Source organism: Kribbella sp. C-35 (genome assembly GCF_046549195.1).
Taxonomy (GTDB): domain Bacteria; phylum Actinomycetota; class Actinomycetes; order Propionibacteriales; family Kribbellaceae; genus Kribbella.
Map to the genome: position 1 here is coordinate 1,027,727 of NZ_JAJPWG010000001.1, position 21,305 is coordinate 1,049,031.

Genomic DNA, 21,305 nt, shown 5'->3' on the forward strand with positions numbered 1-21,305 from the left:
TAATCCAGCGCCGTAGCGAGGAGGTGCCGTGCCGAGTGCCCCGCAGTAGGCGATGGATTACCAGACAGGACCTAATCCGCGAGCAACCGCAGGATCTCGGTCCAGGCGCGGGCGCCCAGCTCACGGTCGGCTGTCTCGGTGCCGCCACGCGCCATCCGTTGCCCGGCAGTCTTCGGCTGCTCACCCGGCAGCACCGCCCGGTGCCCGGCCTCCGCGACCGTCACCATCCGCGTCGTCAGGTCGCCACGACGTCGCACGATCTCCTCGGCGAACTCGACCGCCGGCCACACCTTGTCGTCACCACCCGCCACCAGCAACACGTCACGGATCCGCTCCACCGGGATCCGTGCCTGCTCCGGCGCGCCCTGCAAGCTCTGGCGATACAGACCGGTGTAGCTCGGCGGATTGTCCTCGGGCTTCCAGTCCAGGTCGAACGGTACGAACGGAAGCGGCTCGCCCTGCCAGGTCCAGGCCGACCGCTGACTGCCGTCCTCCAGGGTCCGGCCCCACACATACGCGCTCGGGGCGAACGCGACCACCGAGTCCACCCGCTCGTCGAGCGCACCGAGCAGCAACGCCGCCTCGGCACCCCAGGAGCTGCCCATCAGGACCAGCCGGTCGTTGTGCTCCAGCTCAGCCAGCGGGAACGACTCCAGCGGCACCTCGTGCGTCACCGGCCAGTGCGGCGCGAGTACGTCGTACCCCTCGGCCTCGAGCAGACGGGCCCGATCCAGGTCCGGCGTACCGCTGGAACCGTGCAGGAGCAGGACGCCGGTGCTCAACCTACGACGACCTCGACCCGCTGGAACTCCTTGAGTTCCGTGTAGCCGGTCGTTGCCATCGCGCGCTTGAGGGCGCCGACCAGGTTCATCGTGCCGTCCGGGACCCAGGACGGGCCGAACAGGATCTGCTCCATCGTGCCGGTCACGCCGACCTCGACGCGCTCGCCGCGGGGCAGGTCCTGGTGCCAGGCCTCGGCGCCCCAGTGGTACCCGCCGCCCGGGGCGTCGCTCGCGCGGGCCAGCGGCGAACCGACCATTACGGCGTCCGCGCCGCAGGCGATCGCCTTCGCCACGTCACCGGACCGCCCGACCGAGCCGTCCGCGATGACGTGCACATACCGGCCGCCGGACTCGTCCATGTAGTCCCGCCGCGCCGCCGCCACGTCGGCCACCGCACTTGCCATCGGCACCGCGACCCCGAGCACCTTCCGCGTCGTGTGCGCCGCGCCGCCGCCGAAGCCGACGAGCACGCCGGCCGCACCGGTCCGCATCAGGTGCAGCGCCGCCTGGTGCGTCGCACAGCCACCGACGATCACCGGTACGTCGAGGTCGTAGATGAACTGCTTCAGGTTCAGCGGCTCCGCCTGGCCGGACACGTGCTCGGCGGACACCGTCGTACCGCGGATGACGAACAGGTCGACACCCGCGTCCACGACATGCTTGGCGAACTGCTTGGTGCGCTGCGGCGACAGCGCACCGGCCACCGTCACACCGGAGTCGCGGATCTCCTGCACCCGCTGGGAGAGCAACTCGGGCTTGATCGGCGCCGAGTAGATCTCCTGCAGCCGGTGCGTGGCCTGCTGCGTCTCGAGGCTGGTGATCTCCTCGAGCAGGCTGGTCGGGTCCTCGTACCGCGTCCAGAGACCTTCGAGGTTGAGGACGCCGAGACCGCCGGCCTTGCCGATCGCGATCGCGGTGGCCGGCGACATCACCGAGTCCATCGGCGCGGCCAGGATCGGCAGCTCGAACCGGTACGCGTCGATCTGCCAGGCGACCGAGACCTCCTCTGGGTCCCGCGTGCGACGCGACGGCACGATCGCGATGTCGTCGAACGCGTACGCCTGCCGGCCCCGCTTCGCGCGGCCGATCTCGATCTCGGTCATCTGGTGTCCTTACCGGTAGCAGGCGGCTCAGCGGCCCGAGTAGTTCGGGGCTTCGACCGTCATCTGGATGTCGTGCGGGTGGGACTCCTGCAGGCCGGCGGAGGTGATCCGGACGAAGCGGCCCTTCTCCTGCAGCTCTGGCACGGTCCGGGCGCCCGTGTACCACATCGACTGCCGCAGGCCGCCGATCAGCTGGTGCGCGACGGCCGACAGCGGGCCCCGGTACGGCACCTGACCCTCGACGCCCTCGGCGATCAGCTTCTCGTCGGATCCGCCGTCGTGCTGGAAATAGCGGTCCTTGGAGTACGACTTGCGCAGGCCGCCGGCCGACGACATCGCACCCAGCGAACCCATCCCGCGATACGCCTTGAACTGCTTGCCGTTGATGAACACCAGGTCGCCCGGCGACTCCTCGCACCCGGCGAGCAGCGAGCCCAGCATGACCGTGTCCGCACCCGCGACGAGCGCCTTGGCGATGTCACCGGAGTACTGCAGGCCGCCGTCGCCGATCACCGGGACACCGGCCGGCTTGCAGGCCAGCGACGCCTCGTAGATCGCGGTCACCTGCGGTACGCCGACGCCGGACACGACCCGCGTCGTACAGATCGAGCCCGGGCCGACGCCGACCTTGACGCCGTCCGCGCCCGCCTCGACCAGCGCCTGCGCGCCCGCGCGGGTGCCGACGTTGCCGCCGACGACGTCCACGCCGCGGGTGGCCGGGTCGGCCTTGAGCTTGCGGATGATCTCGATCTGCGCCCGGGAGTGACCGTGCGCGGTGTCCACCACGAGCACGTCGACACCCGCCTCGACCAGCGTCATCGCCCGCTTGTAGGCCTCGCCGAAGAAGCCGATCGCCGCGCCGACCATCAGCCGGCCGGAGCCGTCCTTGGTGGACAGCGGGAACTTGTCGCGCTTGACGAAGTCCTTCAGCGTGATCAGGCCGGTGAGCTTGCCGGCCTCGTCGACCAGCGGCAGCTTCTCCACCTTGTGCTTGCTGAGCAGCGCCATCGCGTCGTCGGCGGCGATGCCCTGCCGGCCGGTGATCAGCGGCTGCTTGGTCATCACCTCGCGGACCGGCCGGGACAGGTCGGTCTCGAAGCGCATGTCGCGGTTGGTGACGATGCCGACCAGGACGCCCGCGTCGTCCACCACGGGGACGCCGGAGATCCGGTACTGCGCGCAGAGCGCGTCGGCCTCGCCGATGGAGGCGTCCGGCCCGATGGTGATCGGCTGCGCGATCATGCCGGACTCGGAGCGCTTGACCAGGTCGACCTGCTGGGCCTGGTCCTCGAGCGAGAGGTTGCGGTGCAGGACGCCGAGACCGCCCTGGCGGGCCATCGCGATCGCCATCCGGGCCTCGGTGACGGTGTCCATCGCGCTGGACACCAGCGGGATGTTCACCTCGACGTTGCGGCTCAGCCGGGACCGGGTGACGGCCTCGGACGGGATGACGTCGGACTCGTTCGGCTGCAGCAGTACGTCGTCGAAGGTGAGGCCGAGGACGGCGAACTTGTCGGGAACTCCAGCTGGGGTGATGTCCATGGGGAAAACGAGCACCTTTTGTACGGCGACAACGGAACCCCATCCTATCCGCGCCGCCACCAGGCCCCGAATCCGCCGTCCACAGGAACCGCACAGGCATCCACACAGGCAACCGCCCGCCGCGGTTCGCGGCGGGCGGTCGGTGGTCGGCCGGTTACCTGGTCGCGGTGTTGACGACGCCGAGGATGGTCAGCACGACCGTCTCCTCGGTGGACCCGTAGGTCCGTTCGATGGCGGCGTGCTTGCCCTCGGGGTACTGGCCGCTGGAGTGCTTGCCGGTCGGGTAGGTCTTGCGGACCGAGCCCGTGCTGACCGCCCCGCTCGAGTGCTTGGCGGCCGCCTTCGTCGAGGCGGCCTTCTTCGCCGCAGCAGGTGCCTTCTTCGCCTTCGCGGTCGCCTTGCTTGTCGTCACGGACTTCGCCGTCGCGTCCGGCGTACCGAAGAACCGCTCGGCCGTCTCGTTCGTGACCGGCTCACCGCTCGGCGTCGGCAGCACCGGCGACACGATCGATTCGACGACGTCCACGAGTTCCTTGACCTCGGCCGGAACCTGCGTGACCTCGCTGCTCGGCTTCTCGCCGTCACCGCTCGAGTCCGAACCGCTGGTGTCCGCGCCGCCCGTGCCGCCGGTGTCACCGGCGGGCGTGGTGTCCCCGTCGCTCGTCTGGCCCTCGCCGGAGCCCGCGCTCGGCGTCGAGGTCGGCGTGGACGTCGGCTCCCCGGTCGACGTGTTGTTGTCGCCCGTGTTGTCGCCCGTACCGGTGTCGACGTTCGCCGGCGGCGTCGTGGTGTCCGTCGGCGTCGGAGTCGGCGTGGGAGTGTCGGTCGGCTGGTCCGTCGGCGTCGACGGCGGCGTGTCCGGCGGCGTCTCCGTCGTCTTCGTGTCGGTCGGCTCGGTCGTCTTGGTGTCGGTCGGGTCCGTCGTCTTGGTGTCGGTCGGGTCCGTCGTGGTGTCGGTCGGAGTCGGCGTCACCTCGGTCGTCGGCTTGACCGGATCGAGCGTCTTCTGCTCTTCGGTCGGCACCTTCCACGGCCACTCGCGGCTCGCGACCGGCTTGTCCCCCGGCGGCACGACCTCGGGCGTTCCCTTGATCTCCTGCGCCTGCGGGTCGTCGCCGGCCGAGCCGTCCTTGCCGTTCTCGGCGGCGCGCTGCGCCTTGGCCTTCTCCTTGAAGTCCTTGCCGACCTTGACGATCGTGCTGCGGTCCACGATCGGCAGGCCGTCGAGCTCCTCCTTCGGGAAGCTGGTCTGCGGGCGGACCGCGTCGACCATCTTCTCGATGACCTTCTCGTACGGCGACAACGGGTCACCGGTGACCGCCGCGGCCACCCCGGAGACCGACAGCGCGGCCACCGCGGCGACACCGAACGCCAGACCGCGGGTCGCCACCTTGCGGGCGAACGGGTCGGTGATCGGGTTGAGCGCGGCGCAACGCGCCAGGAAGCTCTCCGGATCGTCGATGGTCTCTACCGGGAGCTCGTCCTCGACCTCCACCGCGAGCCGTAGATCGGCCAGCAGCGCGACGGCCGCGTCGTGCTCGCCCGCCGAGCGGGCGGACTCCCCACCGGCGGCGAGCAGATCGAGCAGCGCGTCATCGGCCTCGATCGCGTCCAGGTCGAAACGGTCAGCCATGATGCCCCTCCCCTGCTCTTCCTCGTTCCAGCTGTGCTTCATGCCCCACAAACCCCCTGAGCGTGTTCAACGCCCGATGCTGTGCGACCCTCACCGCCCCCGGTGTCATCCCCAGTGCCCGGCCGGTCTCCTCGGCTGACAACCCCGCAACGACGCGAAGGCGCAGGATCTCCCGCAGTTTCTCCGGCAACTTGTCCAGCAGGCCCATGATGTGCTGGACCTCTGAGTGCCGAACTGCGCGCTCCTCCGGCGTCGGTGACTCGTCCGCGCCGTCCGGCAGGTCCGGCGTCGAGACGTCGGCGACCGCGAACGCACGCTGGGCATCGGCGACCTTGCGGGCCGCGATGCCGTAGACGAAAGCCTCGAAAGGCCTCCCCTCGTCACGGTACCGGCTCAGCGCGCCGAACACCGCGACACAAACTTCTTGTGCGACGTCGTCGACCATGTCGGCGCCGCCGGGATAGGTCCACAAACGGGACCGTACGTAACGGTGCGCGACTGCGCGCACCCTGGTGAGCAGGTCGTTGAGAGCTGTGCGGTCCCCGTCGCCGGCCAGCGCGGCAAGATCCCTGAGCTCGACCCGGTCGTGGGTGTCAGGTACTCGGACCTCTGTCACCCCTCGCCCCCTCGTGTTCGGACCGGTCAGCCTGAAAGATGGTACGGCGCTCAACTCTCGTTGCCTAGTGGCAATTCGTGGTCAAGCGCATGTTTTCATCACAATCTGTCACTACCGGCGAGTTTCGTTCTACGGAGCCACGAAGCGGATCAACTCGGTCGCGTGCTCGCCGGCCCAGTCGATCGGCCTACGACCGATCTCGTGCCAGCCGGCCCGTCGATAGAGGTGTACGGCGGCGCCGCGGTTGTCGACCACCTCGAGCGAGAGCTTCCGCCCGAGCTCGGCGGCGGTCGTCGCGCAATGGTCCAGCAACAGCCGCCCGATCCCCTGCCGAGTCGCCTCCGGGTCCACGAACAACCGCTCCACCTCGGCGCCGTCCCCCGCGGCGGTCAGCACCACATGTCCCACGACTCGCGCGGCACTCACCGCGACCCAGCAACCCAGCCGGTTCTCCGGCGTCAGCCAGGCGCACGGGTCAGCAGGCCAGTTGATCGGGTACGCCGCCTGCTCGTGCACAGCCAGCAACAGCTCCACGCAGACATCCAGATCCTCGTCGCCCCGCACCCGTATCAACACCCGACCATCCCACCAGACCGAGCGGGTGGGATCGGCACGGGGCTTGGAGCACAGGACTGGATAACCCCTCGGGTTGGGGGTTCTCCCCTCGCACACCATCAGAGAACCCCCAACACGAGGGGATAACCGGCCTTGCCTGTTCCAGCCCACCAGGTCCTGTCTCCAGGTTCGCCGCCGCACAACAGAAACACCGCCCGGCGGGTCCGAGGACCTGCCGGGCGGTGCTGTGTGCTGTCGAACTACTACTGCTGAGGGATCAGTGGCCGTGGCCGTGGCCGTGACCGGCTGCGGCGGGCTCTTCTTCCTCGGGCTTGTCGACCACCAGGGTTTCGGTGGTCAGCAGCAGCGCGGCGATCGAGCCGGCGTTGGCGAGCGCGGACCGGGTCACCTTGACCGGGTCCAGGACGCCCTGCGCCAGCAGGTCGCCGTACTCACCGGTGGCGGCGTTGAAGCCGCTGCCGGACTCGAGCTCGGCAACCTTCGCCGTCACGACGTAGCCCTCGTAGCCGCCGTTCTCGGCGATCCAGCGCAGCGGCTCGACGACCGCCTTGCGGACGATCCGGACGCCGGTGGCCTCGTCACCGTCGAGCTCGAGGTCCTTGTCCAGCACGGTGGACGCGTGCACGAGTGCGGAACCGCCACCCGCGACGATGCCCTCCTCGATCGCGGCCCGGGTCGCGGACACCGCGTCCTCGATCCGGTGCTTCTTCTCCTTGAGCTCGACCTCGGTGGCCGCGCCGACCTTGATGACGCAGACGCCGCCGGCCAGCTTGGCCAGCCGCTCCTGCAGCTTCTCGCGGTCCCAGTCGGAGTCGGTGCGCTCGATCTCGGACTTGATCTGGCTGACCCGGCCCTCGATGTCCTCGGCCTTGCCGGAACCCTCGACGACGGTCGTGTTGTCCTTCGAGACCACGATCCGGCGCGCCGAACCGAGCACCTCGAGGCCGACCTGGTCGAGCTTCAGCCCGACCTCGGGGGCGACGACCTGCGCGCCGGTGAGCGCAGCCAGGTCCTCCAGCATCGCCTTGCGGCGGTCACCGAAGCCCGGCGCCTTGACGGCGACGGAGGTGAAGTTGCCGCGGATCTTGTTCACCACGAGGGTGGACAGGGCCTCGGCCTCGACGTCCTCGGCGATGATCAGCAGCGTCTTGCCGGACTGCACGACCTTCTCCAGCAGCGGCAGCAGGTCCGCGATCGCGGAGATCTTGCCCTGGTGGATCAGGATGTACGGCTCCTCCAGCACCGCTTCGCCGGCCTCGGCGTCGGTGATGAAGTACGGCGAGATGTAGCCCTTGTCGAACTGCATACCCTCGGTGAACTCGAGCTCGGTCCCGAAGGTGTTCGACTCCTCGACGGTGATCACACCGTCCTTGCCGACCTTGTCGAACGCGTCCGCGATCAGGGTGCCGATCTCGGCGTCCCGGGCGGAGATGGTGGCGACGTGAGCCATGTCGCCCTTGTTGTCGACCGCGCGGGCGGTCTCCACCAGCTTGGCCGACACGGCCTCGACGGCCGCCTCGATACCGCGCTTGAGGCCCATCGGGTTGGCGCCGGCGGCGACCGCCCGGAGGCCCTCGTGCACCAGTGCCTGCGCCAGCACCGTCGCGGTGGTGGTGCCGTCACCGGCGATGTCGTTGGTCTTGGTGGCGACCTCCTTGGTGAGCTGCGCACCAAGGTTCTCGAACGGGTCGTCCAGCTCGACCTCACGGGCGACGGTGACACCGTCGTTGGTGATGGTCGGGGCGCCCCACTTCTTGTCCAGGACGACGTAGCGGCCCTTCGGGCCCAGCGTCACCTTCACCGTGTTCGCGAGCTTGTCGACGCCACGCTCCAGCGCGCGCCGCGCGTTCTCGTCGAACTCGAGGATCTTCGGCATGAAGAAAACCAGTCCTTTTCCGTATGTCTCGTTGCAGGAGCGAGCCCTGTGTCCAACTCCCCCGCCCCACCACCCCGGTCGGGTGCCGGACCCACTCCGCCCCGGCGCCAGAGGCCCCGGGGCGGTGTCAGTCAGGAACGGCGGGCGTTCGTCACTTGCTGACGACTGCGAGGATGTCGCGGGCGCCCAGGATCAGGTAGTCCTGACCGTCGTACTTGACCTCGGTGCCGCCGTACTTGGAGTAGATGACCTTGTCGCCGACGGCGACGTCCAGCGGGACGCGGTTGCCGTTGTCGTCGATCCGGCCGGGGCCGACGGCGAGGATCTCGCCCTCCTGCGGCTTCTCCTTGGCGGTGTCCGGGATCACCAGGCCGGACTTCGTGGTCTGCTCGGCTTCGAGCGGCGCGACGAGGACACGGTCCTCGAGCGGCTTGATCGTGACCGACACTTGCTGACCTCCACGGTCGATGTGCTGTTTGCGGTTCATGGTGGTCGCGCTCCCCTGCCGTCGCGGGGGTCAAGGGCCGGACCGCTGGCATTCTCGCATCGAGAGTGCCAACACCGAATCTAGGCCGCGATTAGCACTCGGTCAACTCGAGTGCCAAAGGATTCTCACCGTGAGACCTCTAAAGTTGCCGGGGTGAGTGTCGCTGCGCTGCTCGACGGACCGGGCGCTGAGGTGCTGGCTGCTGCCTGCGCCGCGTACCGCCCCGGCAAGGAGCTCCAGCTGGTCGAGAAGCTCAGACGCCGGTACGACGCAACGCTTGTCACGACTGCGGTCACGCAGGCCGCACTGCGCCACCGCGCCGTCGCCAAGTTCGGTCCGGACGCAGAACGCATGTACTTCACCCCAGACGGCCTGGAGCAAGCCACCCGCACCACAGTGAGCACCCACCGAGCCGCACGCGTGGCGCTCTCCCAGATCGACACGATGGTCGACCTGGGATGCGGCATCGGCGGCGACCTCATCGTCATGGCCCGGGCGGGAATGCTGGTCACCGGTGTCGAACGAGACCCGGAGACCGCAGCCGTCGCCCGCGCGAACCTGGCGGCGTTCGACCTGCCTGGCGAGGTCCTTGTCGGCGATGCGGAGACGACGGATCTCACGTCGTACGACATGGTGTTCGCCGACCCCGCGCGCCGGTCGGACGGGCGGCGGGTGTTCGACCACAACGCGTACTCGCCGCCGTGGTCCTTCGTCACTCAGCTCCTGCAGCGGACTGCGTGCGTGAAGGTTGCGCCCGGCATCCCGCACGACGCGATCCCCGAAGGTGTCGAAGCGGAGTGGATCAGTGACTCCGGCGAGGTCAAGGAGGCCGCGCTCTGGTCCGGTGACCTGTACGGCGGTACGCCACGACGAGCGACGTTGCTGCCGGGTGGTGCGAGTGTGAGCGACGCACCGGATGCCGACAGCGGTCCGGTCGGCAAGTACATCTATGAGCCCGACGGTGCGGTCGTCCGGGCCGGTCTGGTCACCGCAGTCGCCGTAGCGGTCGACGGTTGGCTGCTGGATCCCCGCATCGCCTACGTCACCGCGTCGACGTACGTCCCGACAGCGCTGGCCTCGGCGTACGAAGTGCTGGAGGAGCTGCCCTACAAGGAGAAAGCGTTGCGCTCCTGGGTCCGCAGCCAGCGCATCGGGACGCTGGAGATCAAGAAGCGCGGCGTCGACCTCGATCCGGCCCAGCTGCGCAAGAAGCTCGCCCCGAAAGGCTCGACGTCGGCGACCCTGATCATCACGCGCATCGGCCGCGACGCCGTCGCCTACTCCTGCCGCAGGGTGACGACGAGCTTCCCGGTCGCCTGATCGTCCTCCATGTACCGGTGCGCCGCGACGATCTCGTCCAGCTCGAACACGCGGTCGACGTTCGGCCGGTAGACACCGCTCTCGACCTCTTTCACGATCCGCTGCAGCACGTCCGCGCGACCCTTCATCGTCTCGCTGTGGAACGCCGTCAGCCGGGTCCCGGACGGGATCATCGCGATCGGCTCGAAGTCCTGGATCAACCACCCGCTGAGCGATCCCGCGACGCACACCGTCCCACCACGACGGACGATCCGCAGCGAGTCCACCGCCGTACGCGCACCGACCAGATCCAGCACGTAGTCCGGTCCGTCCGACCAGACCTCCTGCAGCGCCGAGCCGTCATCGACTAACACGTGGTCGGCCGTCAGCGCGTCGACCTTGCCGGCCTGCCGCGTCGTCACCGCGGTCTCGACCCCGTACCCGGCCGCGATCGCCGCAGCTGCCATCCCCACTGACGACGTACCGCCGCGGATCAGCAGCCGGCCGCCGCGCTCGATCCCCAACGCGTCCAACGCGCCCTGCGCCGTGAGGTATGTCTCGGGCAACGCAGCCAACACGTCCCACGGCAGCGTCGTGGCGATCGGCATCAACGTTGCGTTCGGCAACAATGCGTACTCCGCATAACCGCCGTCGTACGCCCGCCCCATCTCCCCCATCACCGCCGCGACCGTCGTCCCATCCGGTACGCCGGGATCGGTCGACGCAACCACGACGCCGACACATTCGATCCCGAGGACCCGCGGGAACTTCACCGTCGGCGAATGCCCCTGCCGGGTCCGCAACTCCGACCGGTTCAGACCGGCTCCCGCCACCCGCACCAGACTCCAGCCGTCCCGAACCGCCGGCACCGGCAGCTCGCGAAGCTCCAGCACTTCGGGTCCACCCGCCCGGACACACACCGCGGCACGCATCGTCGCACTCATGCCTTCACTCTCGCCGCAGACCGGCATGGCCGACCACCGATAGAATGCCAAGCTATGCCCGTTGGCCGCCAACCTCTCCGCTCGGAGATCTTCCCGTCCGCCGGCGCCCACCACTGGGCGTCCGGCGGCACCAGCTCGGTGCAGACCCACGACGAGGGACACCTGGTGTACGCCGCGCGCGGCGTCTTGGCCGTGCACACCGATCGGGGTACGTCGATCGTTCCCGCCAACCGGATCGCCTGGACGCCGGCCGGGTTCACCCACCAGCACCGCGCCCACGGCGAGACCGACATGCGGATCGTGTTCCTGCCCACGACGCTGGCCCGACACATCCCGGATCGCCCGGCCGTGTTCCTGGCGTCCGGTCTCGCCCGCGAAGTCGTCCTCGCGCTGACAAGCCGCGAACTCGAGCCCGCCGCCCGCACCCGCCTCCAGCACGTTCTCGTCGACGAGCTCCACGAAGCGACCGAGCAGCCGCTGCAACTACCGGAACCGCACGACGACCGCTTGCGCGCCATCGCGCAGCTCCTCCGCGAGAACCCGGCGGACAACACCCCACTCGCCGAACTGGGGCGCAAGGCCGGAGCCAGCGCCCGCACCCTGAGCCGCCTGATCCGCAACGAACTCGGCATGACGTACTACGAATGGCGCACCCAACTCCGGATCTACCACGCCCTGGTCCTGCTCGCGGACGGCCACGACACCACGTACGTCGCACACGCCTGCGGCTGGGCCAACCCGAGCGGTTTCATCGCAGCCTTCGCCGCTGTCGTCGGCACCACCCCCGGCCGTCACCGCGCGGAACAATCCGGACTTGCGCGCGACGGACATTCGAACATATGATCGATCTCGCGAGCGGGTCTCCGGGCGACAAGCCGGCGGACGAGGTGCTGCGTCCGCTGCCGCAACTCCCCGGAGACCCGCCACTAACACCTCAGCCCGAGGTCCGGAATCGTTCCTTCACCGGCAGCCGGACCCGAGCCGCCACGATAGCGCCGACCGCCGACGCCGCCTGATCGCGCACCGCCGGCAGCTGTTCGTCGCCACCACCGGCAGGGATCCCTCCGACGAACCCGGCCACCAGCCGGTCCCAGTCCTTCGCGCGCCGGAGCATCGCATGCCCTTCCCCGGCGAGGGAATACGTCGTCACCTCCACCCCGGCCGCCCGCAGCCGCTGTGCGTACGCCGTCGTGCCCGCGGGAGAGGTGATCGTGTCGTCGGTCCCGTGCACGAACGTCACGGGTGGGCGCAGCGCGACGAGCGGCTCGTCGCGCGGCAGCCACGGCGCCAGCGCGAGCACGCCCGCCACCCGCGGATGATCGCCGGCGGCAACGACCGCTCGCCCGCCCATCGAGTGCCCGATCAGTAGCACCCGCGAGATCACCGGCGGCAGCTCGTCCAGAACGGTCCGCAGATCGGTGGCCGCGTCGCCGCCGTCGTTCCAGCCCCGGAGGCGATACCGCAGGAACCCGATCGCGCTGTTCGGCGCGACCGACCGCGCGGCCTGCGCGAACGGCCACATCCGCAGCAGCGCGGGGCGCCACAGGTGCGGGTCGGCGTGCGAGTGTTCCTCGCCGCCGTGTGCGAGCAGCACCAGCTCGGTCGCGCCCGCCGGGTGCCGGACGAGATCGACACCCGGACGCCTCACGGCCGCGCGTACAACTCGGCCGGTTCCTTGCGGATCGCCATCATCCGTCCAGGCGGCGTTTCGCTGAAGCCGTACGACCGGTAGAGCTCGTGCGCGTCGGCGGTCCCCAGCAAGATCTGCCGCAGGCCCTTCAACTCCGGATGCTCGAGCAAGGTCGACACGACAAACCGCCCGAGACCGTGCCCCCGGTGCGACTCCAGCACGAACACGTCGGCCAGCCACGCGAACGTGGCGCGATCCGTCACCATCCGCGCGTACGCAACCATCGCACCGTCCGCGCCGTACACCCCGAGGTTCAGCGATCCGGCGATCGCGCGTTCCACCACCTCGCGCGGGATCCCCTCGGCCCAGTACGACGTACTCAGGAAGCCCTGCACCACGTCGGCGTCGATCCGTTCGGCGTTGTCGTCCGCCTCGAAGCCGTCCGGCCCGGTCCACTTCACTTGTTCAGTACCTCCGTGATCGGCATCGACGAGTCGGCGGGGAGATCGAGCGGCGACGGCGCCTTCCCGGACCGGACCAGCTCCGAGCCGAGCGCGGCGACCATCGCTCCGTTGTCGGTGCACAGGCCGGGCCGCGGCACCCGTACGGCGATACCGGCCGCAGTGGCTCGCTCCTCGGCCATCGCCCGGAGCCGCGAGTTCGCCGCGACGCCGCCGCCGATCAGCAGGTGCTCGAAGCCGCGGTCCTTGCAGGCGTCGATCGCCTTGCGGGTCAGTACGTCGCAGACCGCTTCCTGGAACGCCGCCGCGACATGGTTCACCGGCACATCCTCGCCGTCGCGCCGTTTCGCCTCGACCCAGCGCGCGACCGCGGTCTTCAAACCGGAGAACGAGAAGTCGAACCGGTGCCGCTCGAGGTCCCGCTGCGACGTCAGTCCGCGCGGGAACGTCACGTACAGCCGGTCCCCGCCGTCGCGCGCCGCCTTGTCGATCCACGGACCGCCCGGGAACGGCAGCCCGAGCACCCGCGCCACCTTGTCGAACGCCTCACCGGCCGCGTCGTCGATGGTGCTGCCCATCGGTACGACGCCGTCGGTGATGTCCTCGACCGCGAGCAGTGACGAGTGCCCACCGGACACCAGCATCGCGACGCAGCCCTTCGGCAGATCGCCGTGCTCCAACGTGTCCACCGCGACATGCGCCGCCAGGTGGTTCACGCCGTAGATCGGCTTGTCCAGCGACAACGCCAGCCCCTTGGCCGCCGCGACGCCGACGAGCAGCGCGCCAGCCAGACCGGGCCCGCTGGTCACCGCGACCGCGTCGACATCGGTCGGCTTGATACCGGCCGTCTCGCAGGCCCGCCGGATCGTCGGCACCATCGCCTCGAGGTGCGCCCGACTGGCCACCTCGGGAACGACGCCGCCGAACCGGGCGTGCTCCTCGACACTGGACGCGATCGCGTCGGCGAGCAGCGTCTGCCCGCGCACGATCCCGACCCCGGTCTCGTCGCACGACGTCTCGATCCCCAGGATCAAAGGCTCATTCGAAGTCATACCGTCTCCCGCCACCGCATGATCACCGCATCCTCGCCGCCGCCGTAGTACCCGCTCCGCCGGCTGATCTCCTCGAAGCCGAAGCCCCGGTACAGCCCGATCGCCGATTCGTTGCTCGCAGCAACTTCCAGCAACACCGTCCGCCCGGCGCACCGGTCCAGCGCCGCCGTCAGCAACTGCCCGCCGATCCCGGTACGGCGCTCCGCCGGGCTCACCGCGATCCGCAGTACCTCGACCACATCAAGCGCGACCGGCGGCAGCAGCAGTACGACGTACCCCACGAGCGCGCCCTCGTCCGCGACCAGGACGACACGGTCCTCGCTCAGCCGGTCGAACTCGTCCTCCCAGGCGTCTGTGCTCCAGGCAGCCGTGCCGAAGCACAGCTCGTCCAACGCGACCAGTTCGGCCTGGTCGTCCGAACGCGCCGCTCTGATGGCAGGTCTCACAGGACGCTCTTCGGCCCGCTGGACATGGTCACGTCCGGCCGACGCAGGTACAGCGGATCCGGTGCGACAACCTCGAGCGTCCCGGTCGCGACCCCCGCCGCCAGCACCTCGGCCGACGGATACTCCACTCCGACAGCCGAATCACCCGGCGCCGCCACACCCAGCACCTCGCCGTACAGCACCACGCCGCGGCCGATCACGGGCAGCCCGGACAGCACGTGCGCGACGTCAGCGGGCTTGTCGACCGCAGGTCCTTCGAGCCGCCGACGGCTGCCGTCCGCGGCCGGACCGTCGTACAGCGCCCAGTAGATCTCCTTGCGCCGCGCATCCGTCGCGACCGCGACAGGCAACGTCAGCGTCGACTGTCGCGCGAGGATGTCGAGGCTACAGACGCCGGAGACCTCGATCCCCAGCACCTCGCCCATCGTCCGGGCCGTCACAAGCCCGACCCGCAGCCCGGTGAACGGACCGGGACCGACGCCGACCGCGATCCCGGTCAGATCGCGCGGCGTGATTCCCGCCGTGTCCAGCGCTGCAGCGATCGCGGGCGCGAGGAGTTCGCCGTGGCGCAACGCGTCGACGGTCGTCGACGAGGCGACGATCTCACCGGCCGGCGTGGCCAACGCGACGGTGACGGCGGCACTCGAGGTGTCGAAGGCAAGCAACATGTCAGTTCTTCTCCAGTACGGACAGCTGAATGCCGGATGCGGCCCACCGCGGACCCACCGGAGTGATCCGCAGCGCCCGCGTCTCGTCGGTGTCGTCGTCGCCACGGGTCACCACGATGTCCAGCCGATCGGGCGCGAGCGCCTCTGCCAGCCCATGACCCCACTCGACCACTGTGACCGCGTCCTCCAGGCTCGCGTCCAGGTCGAGATCGTCCAGCTCCGCGAACCCACCGATCCGGTACGCATCGACATGCACTAAGGCAGGACCACCGGCCAGCGACGGGTGCACGCGCGAGATCACGAACGTCGGCGAAGTGATCGCGCCGCGCACCTTGAGCCCGACGCCGAGCCCTTGCGTGAACGTCGTCTTGCCGGCGCCCAGGTCACCGGACAGCACGAGTACGTCGCCCGCGCGCAGCTGACCGGCCAGCTCCTCGCCGATCGCCTGCATCTCGTCAGCAGTCGGCACGGTCAACTCGACCGGCATCGCCTTGGCAAAGGTCAGGTTGTGCGCCTGCTGGTCGACGACGGAGTACCCACGCCGCCTCCAGAACTCCACGGTGTCCGGCAGCTCGACCCGCGCGATCAGGTTCACCCGACTGAGCCCTCGACGTACGGCGACCTCCTCGGCGCAACCGACCATCGCGGAGGCGACGCCGCGGGCCTGGTACCGCGGGTCGACCGACACGCGCCGCAGATTCAGGACGTCACCGACCTGCTCGAAGAGCACCGCTCCGAGCGGAACGCCGTCGCTCAGCACCAGCAGCCCGCCGTCCTTGGCGATCGCCGCCGCCACCGTCGTCGCGTTCTCGGACAACGCCGTCGACGGCGGGTCGAGAACCCGGCGCGCGGAGAAGGCATGGTGGATCACGGAAACGATGTCGTCGACGTGTTCCGGAGTGGCGTCGACGACGTGCAGATCTGTCATCAGGTGGGTCCTAGGGATTGTTCGGCTCGTTCGATCATCCCAAGGAGGGCGGCGGTGAACTCACGGTGGTGCTCGACCAGGCCGAGGTGGCCACAGTTCTGAACCTCGACCAGCTCGGCGCCAGGGACCCGCCGGACGATCTCCTCGGCGTGGTCGAACGGCGTCAGGTGGTCCTTGTCGCCGCCGATCACCACGCACTCGACCTTCTGCAGCGGCTCCAGGGCGTCGTACTTGTCGTGCAGCGCGAAGATCGGGTAGAACTCCGCGATCACCTCGATCGGCGTCGCCGCGATCATCTCGTTGACGAACTCGGTGAATGCCGGCGGCACCTCGGAACCGAACGAGTACTTCCGGGTCAGCAGGTAGCTGATGTCCGTACCGGCCTTCCGGCTGCGCTCGACCACGTCCGGGATTCGGGCCAGCGCTGCGACCGTCGGCGTGGCGAGTGCCCGTGCGAGCATGCCGACCTTGCCGGGGAACACGATCGGCACCTGGTCCAGCCCGCCCGCGCTGGTCGAGCAGAGCCCGACGCCGATCACCCGGTCGCCGAACAGCTCGGGATGCTGCTCGGCCAGGGCCATGATCGTCATGCCGCCCATCGAGTGCCCGATCAGGATCACCGGTCCGGTCGGCGCGAACCGCTCGACGATCCCGTACAGGTCCTTGCCGAGCTGGTCGATGCTGATGTTCTCCTTCGGCGACCGCCCGGAGCGTCCGTGCGAGCGCTGGTCGTAGAACACCATCGTGCCGATGCCGGCCAGGTCGCGGCGCTCGAAGTGCCACAGGTCCATGTTCAGCCCGTAGCCGTGGGCGAAGATCACCGTCAGGTCCTCGGGCGGCAGCGGGAGCTTCCGGCCGAGCCTGCGCTTCGGCGGCGGCGCAGGTCGCCGGGAGCGCTTCAGTTCGTCCACCTCGACGTACAGCTCGACCCCGTCGTCGGCGGTGAAGATGTACGGCGTACCGCGCAGCGACCCGAACGGCTCGGCCTCCAGCTGTTTGCGCTGCCCCGCGCGCCGGCCGATCACCTGACGCTCGACCGCGACCCCGGCCGCGGCACCCGCGGCGAGCACTCCGACCGCGGCCCCGATCAGACCGGCAGTCCGCCCTGCTTTGGACATGCCGGTCTACCTCTCGCTGTCGACGTACCTGCGTGGGATCCGGGCGCCCAGGCGGGTGACGATCTCGTAGTTGATGGTCCCGGCCGCGTCGGCCCAGTCGTCCGCGGTCGGCTCGCCCGACGTCCCCGGGCCGAACAGCACGATCTCGTCGCCTGCCGCGGCCTGGTCGTCGCCGAGGTCCACGACGCACTGGTCCATACAGATCCGGCCGACGATCGCGCGCCGCGCGCCGTACGCCTGGACCGGGCCGCCGTTCGAGGCGTGCCGCGGCAGCCCGTCGCCGTACCCGAGCGGGATCAGGCCGAGCGTCGACGGCCGCGGCGCGGTCCAGGTCAGCCCGTACGAGACGCCCGCGCCGGCCGGCACCCGCTTCACCATCGCCAGCCGCGCCTTCAGCGTCATCGCCGGCCGCAGGCCGAGCTCCTCCGACGGCAGCGCATGCCCGAACGGCGACAGGCCGTACGTCGCGACGCCCGGACGGACCAGGTTGAAATGGGTCTCCGGCAACGCCAGCGTGGCGCCGGAGTTCGCGAGGTGCTTGAACTCGGCGTCGATCCCGAAGGACTCGGCCACCTCGATCGCCTCGGTGAAGGTCGCCAGCTGCGACTCGTTCACCGGGCTCTTCGGCTCGTCCGAGGAGGCCAGATGCGACCAGATGCCCTTGATCTCGATCTGTCCGCTCGCCTGCGCGCGGACGGCCGCGCGGATCAACGCCGGCCACTCCTCCGGTACGGCGCCGCCGCGGGACATCCCGGTGTCGATCTTGAGGTGCACCCGCGCCGGGCGGTCCTGCACCCCGGCGATCAGCTCGTCGATCTCCCACGGCGCGCCTGCGGACAGGTCGATCCCGGCCTCGATCGCGTCTTCGAGCGGCTCGCCGGGCGTGGTCAACCAGCAGAAGATCCGCCCGGTGTCACCGGCGGCGCGCAGCGCGAGCGCCTCCTCGAGGACCGCGGCGCCGATCCAGTCCGCACCGGCCTCGCGGGCAGCCCGGGCGACCGGGACCATCCCGTGCCCGTACCCGTCGGCCTTGACCACAGCCATCAGCTGCGCGCCCTCGGCGCGGGCACGCAGTGTACGCACGTTGTGACGGATCGCAGCCAGATCGACCACGGCTTCGGCACGGACCGGACGTGACTCAGGAGTAGACATGGTCGTTCCAGTGTCTCAGGCGCCGTCGATGAGGTCGGCGAGGGCGGCCATGTTGTGGAAAACCGTGTCTGCATCGACAAGTTTCGCGGGGTCGGTCATGCCGGCGTACCCGAAGACCTTCATGCCGGCGGCGACCGCGGCGGCGACGCCGAGCGGGCTGTCCTCGACCACCAGGCAGTCGGCCGGTTTCACACCCATCGAGGCGGCCGCGTGCAGGAAGAGGTCGGGCGCGGGCTTGCCGTGCGCGACGTCCTCGGCGCTGAAGATCCGGCCCTCGAACCGGTGCAGGAAGCCGACCGCGGTCAACGCCGTACGGATCCGTCGATGGGTGCCCGAGGAGGCGAGGCAGTACGTGACGCCGCGCTCGTCCAGGTGATCGAGGACAGCCTCAACGCCCTCGATCGCCTGGAGCTGGGCGAATCCATCGAACAGCCGCTGGTGGTACCGGTCCTCGAGATCCGCCGGCAGCGGCCGCCCGAGCTGGGCCTCCGCCTTCTGGCGCATCGACGCCATCGACCCGCCCATGAAGTCCCGCACCGTCTCCTCGAAGGTGTACGGCAGCCCCGCCTCCGTCAGCAACTCGGCCAAAATCGTGTTGGCCAGCCGCTCGGAGTCCACCAGCACACCGTCGTTGTCGAAAATCACGAGTCCCGTCACACCGGAAACCCTAAGCGGCCACCGCATCGAGTGCGGTGGCCGCCGGGGTTTGCGAGAGCGAGCTGGGGTCAGGACGTGGTGAGCGAGTAGTCGTCCAGCCGGAAGGTCGCCGGACCGTTGGTGGAGGAGATCTCCACGCCGTACTCGATCGCGCTGACCTTGTCCGTGCCGGACAGCCAGCCCTTCGAGACCAGCCAGTCGAAGACCTTCTTCAGGTCGACGGTGCTCGCGGCCTTCTGGTCGGTCATCGCGAGCGCGATGTACCTGCTGCCGACGGCGCCGCGCTTCCAGGCGGCGTACGTGTGGCCGTCGATCGTCACGGTCGCCTTGTCCTGCGCGTCACCAGGCGGCAACGAGGCGGGGTACCGGTAGTTGGTCCAGATCATCAGCTCTTCGTTGCCGAGTCCGTTCAGCCAGATGTCGTAGGACCAGTTGTACTCGCCGGACGACGGTGCGGACTGGGAGTTGGCGTACGTGCTCTTGATGGTGCTGAACGAGCTGATGGCCTTCTCCGGGAAGTTCTTCTGGGTGTCCGGGTAGGTCTTGACCGATCCCGGGTTGCTCGCCAGCTCCTTCTGGTCCGAGGTGACGTACCAGCTGTTGAACCCGCAGGCGTGGATGGTCTGCGGCCCGGACTCACCTTCGTTCCACTTGTTGTTGTTGACCAGGTAGCCGCTGGTGTTCCAGGTCCCGAAGGCGTCAGAGGACGACCACAACGGGCTCTTACAGGTCCCCGAAGCCGGCGGGGTGCTCGTCGTCGTCGAGGTCGCCGTCGGCTGGGTCGTCGTCGGCGCCGTGGTCGGAGGCTTGGTGCTGGTCGTCGTGCTGGTCGGCGTCGGCGACGGCTTCGGGGTGCTCGTCGTCGGCGCACTGGTCGGGGCGGTGGTCGGTGCCGGGGTCGTCGGCTGACCCGCCACGGCGGCGAAGTCGTAATGGACGGTGTAGGTCACCTTCGTGCCGGCCTGGTACCTCTGGCCGTCGTAGCGGAGCGCACGCAGCCGGTAACTCTTGTCGGTGGTGCGGCGCGGGTCGATCGACACCATCGCGGGGCCGGAGGCGGTCGCGGTGATCGCGACCGGCTTCTGTCCGAAGCCGTGCAGGACGGTGCAACCGGAATAGGCGTCAAGGACGCAGGTCTCCACGCGTCCGACGTTGGGAAGGGCTGTCACCGTGCTGTCAGCGGCGTTCGCGGTCGACACCGGCGAGTCCTTCGACGCGTGGACGACGATCGGTACGGCGACCAGACCGGCGACCGCGACGAGGGCCGCGGGCAGAATCGCGCGACTCCGGGCAGTTCGGGTGAGGGGCATGCGAAAAGTTCCTTAGTGTGCTCGACGGGTCGCACTGCTGCCCCAGAACTCCAGTGCGGCCCTCAACTGATCGATTGGACGGATCCCCAGAGGGGCCAGTTCGACTGGCCTTGTCGTGCTGTTCGCTCTCGCGTACGGCGGTGACGTTATCGAACCGTGATCAGATCTGCCAACTCCGGGTCCCGAATTAACGAACCCTTCACCTGCAACGGTAGCTCCCCACGCTGCGTCCTGTAGTTGTGAACAAACGGATGATCGCGCTTGCCGCAACGGCTCTGCTCGCCCTGACTGCCTGCGGAAACGAGTCCGCGGCGCGGCCGGATTCGGGCGCATCACTGACCGGCCGGACGTTCTTGTCCACCTCGGTCACCGAGAACGGGAAGCCGCGACCGCTCGCGGCGAAGACCCAGATCCGGCTGCAGTTCACCACCAACGGCCGGATCTCGTGGAACGCCGGCTGCAATTCGTCGGAGACAACGGTGTCGACGTCCGACGGGCGGCTGAGCCTCGGCAAGGAGATCACGTCGACGGCGATGGGCTGCATGGAACCGCTGCAGGGTCAGGACTCCTGGATCGGCCGTGTTCTCGCGGCGAAGCCGACCTGGAAACTGGACGGCGACAAGCTCGTGCTCAGCACCGAGAGCACGACGATCTCGCTGCTCGACAAGGAGTCGGCGGAGCCGGACCTCGCGCTCGACGGCACGCAGTGGAAGCTGACCACGGTCGTCACCGGCGAGGCCGCGTCGCACCAGGCCGGCTTCGAGAAGGTCTGGCTGACGCTGAACGGCGAACGCGTCACCGGGTCGACCGGTTGCAACGAGTTCCAGGGCGTGGTCGCGCGCGCCACCGGCAAGCTCACCTTCGGCGAACTGGCCACCACCCGCCGGGCGTGCGCAGGCGACGCCGCGACGGTGGAATCCCTTGTCCTGAAGGGATTGAAGGGCGAACTGACCTACCAGATCGACGGCTCGACGCTGCAGCTGCGCTCCGCCGACGGCGGCCTGGACTTCACCGCGCCACACTGA

Annotated in this window: 22 protein-coding genes; 3 read left to right on the plus strand and 19 right to left on the minus strand. The window is 69.3% G+C overall.

What is annotated here, in order from left to right:
- Positions 1–71: 71 nt before the first annotated feature.
- The 8 genes from ACLJOO_RS05285 to groES all read right to left on the minus strand — a co-directional run bounded on the left by ACLJOO_RS05285 (position 72) and on the right by groES (position 8,576).
- Entirely contained in the window at positions 72–782 is a 711-nt protein-coding gene (locus ACLJOO_RS05285; RefSeq protein WP_410785685.1) for an acyl-CoA thioester hydrolase/BAAT C-terminal domain-containing protein, read from the minus strand.
- On the minus strand, positions 779–1,885 hold the full coding sequence (locus ACLJOO_RS05290) for a GuaB3 family IMP dehydrogenase-related protein (RefSeq protein WP_131335103.1): 1,107 nt from the start codon (positions 1,883–1,885) through the stop codon (positions 779–781). Before ACLJOO_RS05290 ends, ACLJOO_RS05285 begins: the two co-directional genes overlap by 4 nt.
- 27 nt (positions 1,886–1,912) lie before the next feature.
- Positions 1,913–3,427: an IMP dehydrogenase gene (gene guaB / locus ACLJOO_RS05295; protein ID WP_131335104.1), complete on the minus strand. Its 1,515-nt coding sequence runs from the start codon at positions 3,425–3,427 to the stop codon at positions 1,913–1,915.
- Positions 3,428–3,581: 154 nt separating this feature from the next.
- Positions 3,582–5,060 (minus strand): hypothetical protein, encoded by a 1,479-nt coding sequence (locus ACLJOO_RS05300; protein WP_410785686.1) that lies wholly within the window; start codon positions 5,058–5,060, stop codon positions 3,582–3,584.
- The gene (gene shbA / locus ACLJOO_RS05305; protein WP_410785687.1) at positions 5,053–5,676 is read right to left on the minus strand and encodes an RNA polymerase sigma factor ShbA; all 624 of its coding nucleotides are present in this window, start codon (positions 5,674–5,676) and stop codon (positions 5,053–5,055) included. Before shbA ends, ACLJOO_RS05300 begins: the two co-directional genes overlap by 8 nt.
- Before the next feature lie 129 nt (positions 5,677–5,805).
- Positions 5,806–6,252 carry a GNAT family N-acetyltransferase gene (locus ACLJOO_RS05310; protein WP_410785688.1) on the minus strand — a complete coding sequence of 149 codons (447 nt, stop codon included), beginning with the start codon at positions 6,250–6,252 and terminating at the stop codon, positions 5,806–5,808.
- Positions 6,253–6,508: 256 nt separating this feature from the next.
- Positions 6,509–8,128 (minus strand): chaperonin GroEL, encoded by a 1,620-nt coding sequence (groL, locus tag ACLJOO_RS05315; RefSeq protein WP_410785689.1) that lies wholly within the window; start codon positions 8,126–8,128, stop codon positions 6,509–6,511.
- Positions 8,129–8,279: 151 nt separating this feature from the next.
- A complete protein-coding gene (gene groES / locus ACLJOO_RS05320) occupies positions 8,280–8,576 on the minus strand; it encodes a co-chaperone GroES (protein WP_130384566.1) in 297 nt (98 codons plus the stop codon).
- Positions 8,577–8,768: 192 nt separating this feature from the next.
- Between groES and ACLJOO_RS05325 the strand changes: the two genes are divergently transcribed.
- On the plus strand, positions 8,769–9,935 hold the full coding sequence (locus tag ACLJOO_RS05325) for a THUMP-like domain-containing protein (protein ID WP_410785690.1): 1,167 nt from the start codon (positions 8,769–8,771) through the stop codon (positions 9,933–9,935).
- Here the strand turns inward: ACLJOO_RS05325 and ACLJOO_RS05330 are convergent.
- Complete coding sequence (locus ACLJOO_RS05330) at positions 9,893–10,858, minus strand: zinc-binding dehydrogenase (protein ID WP_410785691.1); 966 nt, start codon at positions 10,856–10,858, stop codon at positions 9,893–9,895. The two genes, ACLJOO_RS05325 and ACLJOO_RS05330, sit on opposite strands and share 43 nt — an antisense overlap.
- A 54-nt stretch (positions 10,859–10,912) precedes the next feature.
- Between ACLJOO_RS05330 and ACLJOO_RS05335 the strand changes: the two genes are divergently transcribed.
- A complete protein-coding gene (locus ACLJOO_RS05335; protein WP_410785692.1) occupies positions 10,913–11,701 on the plus strand; it encodes a helix-turn-helix domain-containing protein in 789 nt (262 codons plus the stop codon).
- Between the two features lie 91 nt (positions 11,702–11,792).
- On the opposite strand, the gene ACLJOO_RS05340 is transcribed toward ACLJOO_RS05335, so the two are convergent.
- From ACLJOO_RS05340 to ACLJOO_RS05385, 10 genes are all read right to left on the minus strand, one after another.
- Complete coding sequence (locus ACLJOO_RS05340; protein ID WP_410785693.1) at positions 11,793–12,506, minus strand: dienelactone hydrolase family protein; 714 nt, start codon at positions 12,504–12,506, stop codon at positions 11,793–11,795.
- Positions 12,503–12,949, minus strand: coding sequence for a GNAT family N-acetyltransferase (locus ACLJOO_RS05345; RefSeq protein WP_410785694.1), 447 nt, complete (start codon positions 12,947–12,949; stop codon positions 12,503–12,505). The genes ACLJOO_RS05340 and ACLJOO_RS05345 overlap by 4 nt, the downstream gene beginning before the upstream one ends.
- Positions 12,946–14,001, minus strand: a complete 1,056-nt coding sequence (gene tsaD / locus ACLJOO_RS05350; RefSeq protein WP_410785695.1) for a tRNA (adenosine(37)-N6)-threonylcarbamoyltransferase complex transferase subunit TsaD — start codon at positions 13,999–14,001, stop codon at positions 12,946–12,948. Before tsaD ends, ACLJOO_RS05345 begins: the two co-directional genes overlap by 4 nt.
- A complete protein-coding gene (locus tag ACLJOO_RS05355; protein WP_410785696.1) occupies positions 13,998–14,447 on the minus strand; it encodes a GNAT family N-acetyltransferase in 450 nt (149 codons plus the stop codon). Before ACLJOO_RS05355 ends, tsaD begins: the two co-directional genes overlap by 4 nt.
- On the minus strand, positions 14,444–15,115 hold the full coding sequence (gene tsaB / locus ACLJOO_RS05360) for a tRNA (adenosine(37)-N6)-threonylcarbamoyltransferase complex dimerization subunit type 1 TsaB (RefSeq protein ID WP_410785697.1): 672 nt from the start codon (positions 15,113–15,115) through the stop codon (positions 14,444–14,446). Before tsaB ends, ACLJOO_RS05355 begins: the two co-directional genes overlap by 4 nt.
- A gap of 1 nt (position 15,116) precedes the next feature.
- Positions 15,117–16,043: a tRNA (adenosine(37)-N6)-threonylcarbamoyltransferase complex ATPase subunit type 1 TsaE gene (gene tsaE, locus ACLJOO_RS05365; protein ID WP_410785698.1), complete on the minus strand. Its 927-nt coding sequence runs from the start codon at positions 16,041–16,043 to the stop codon at positions 15,117–15,119.
- Complete coding sequence (locus ACLJOO_RS05370; RefSeq protein ID WP_410785699.1) at positions 16,043–17,161, minus strand: alpha/beta fold hydrolase; 1,119 nt, start codon at positions 17,159–17,161, stop codon at positions 16,043–16,045. The genes tsaE and ACLJOO_RS05370 overlap by 1 nt, the downstream gene beginning before the upstream one ends.
- A gap of 6 nt (positions 17,162–17,167) precedes the next feature.
- Positions 17,168–18,313 (minus strand): alanine racemase, encoded by a 1,146-nt coding sequence (gene alr, locus ACLJOO_RS05375; protein WP_410785700.1) that lies wholly within the window; start codon positions 18,311–18,313, stop codon positions 17,168–17,170.
- Between the two features lie 15 nt (positions 18,314–18,328).
- The gene (locus ACLJOO_RS05380; RefSeq protein ID WP_410785701.1) at positions 18,329–18,970 is read right to left on the minus strand and encodes an HAD family hydrolase; all 642 of its coding nucleotides are present in this window, start codon (positions 18,968–18,970) and stop codon (positions 18,329–18,331) included.
- 68 nt (positions 18,971–19,038) lie between these two features.
- Positions 19,039–20,280 carry a GH12 family glycosyl hydrolase domain-containing protein gene (locus ACLJOO_RS05385; RefSeq protein ID WP_410785702.1) on the minus strand — a complete coding sequence of 414 codons (1,242 nt, stop codon included), beginning with the start codon at positions 20,278–20,280 and terminating at the stop codon, positions 19,039–19,041.
- Between the two features lie 239 nt (positions 20,281–20,519).
- Between ACLJOO_RS05385 and ACLJOO_RS05390 the strand changes: the two genes are divergently transcribed.
- Entirely contained in the window at positions 20,520–21,305 is a 786-nt protein-coding gene (locus ACLJOO_RS05390; RefSeq protein ID WP_410785703.1) for an META domain-containing protein, read from the plus strand.

Bases quoted from the DNA above. Each gene is read 5' to 3' on its own strand.
- ACLJOO_RS05385 (WP_410785702.1), bottom strand. From the start codon at position 20,280: ATGCCCCTCACCCGAACTGCCCGGAGTCGCGCGATTCTGCCCGCGGCC.
- ACLJOO_RS05370 (WP_410785699.1), bottom strand. From the start codon at position 17,161: ATGTCCAAAGCAGGGCGGACTGCCGGTCTGATCGGGGCCGCGGTCGGA.
- guaB (WP_131335104.1), bottom strand. From the start codon at position 3,427: ATGGACATCACCCCAGCTGGAGTTCCCGACAAGTTCGCCGTCCTCGGC.
- ACLJOO_RS05335 (WP_410785692.1), top strand. From the start codon at position 10,913: ATGCCCGTTGGCCGCCAACCTCTCCGCTCGGAGATCTTCCCGTCCGCC.
- tsaE (WP_410785698.1), bottom strand. From the start codon at position 16,043: ATGACAGATCTGCACGTCGTCGACGCCACTCCGGAACACGTCGACGAC.
- ACLJOO_RS05300 (WP_410785686.1), bottom strand. From the start codon at position 5,060: ATGGCTGACCGTTTCGACCTGGACGCGATCGAGGCCGATGACGCGCTG.
- tsaB (WP_410785697.1), bottom strand. From the start codon at position 15,115: ATGTTGCTTGCCTTCGACACCTCGAGTGCCGCCGTCACCGTCGCGTTG.
- groL (WP_410785689.1), bottom strand. From the start codon at position 8,128: ATGCCGAAGATCCTCGAGTTCGACGAGAACGCGCGGCGCGCGCTGGAG.
- ACLJOO_RS05290 (WP_131335103.1), bottom strand. From the start codon at position 1,885: ATGACCGAGATCGAGATCGGCCGCGCGAAGCGGGGCCGGCAGGCGTAC.
- alr (WP_410785700.1), bottom strand. From the start codon at position 18,313: ATGTCTACTCCTGAGTCACGTCCGGTCCGTGCCGAAGCCGTGGTCGAT.
- tsaD (WP_410785695.1), bottom strand. From the start codon at position 14,001: ATGACTTCGAATGAGCCTTTGATCCTGGGGATCGAGACGTCGTGCGAC.
- ACLJOO_RS05330 (WP_410785691.1), bottom strand. From the start codon at position 10,858: ATGAGTGCGACGATGCGTGCCGCGGTGTGTGTCCGGGCGGGTGGACCC.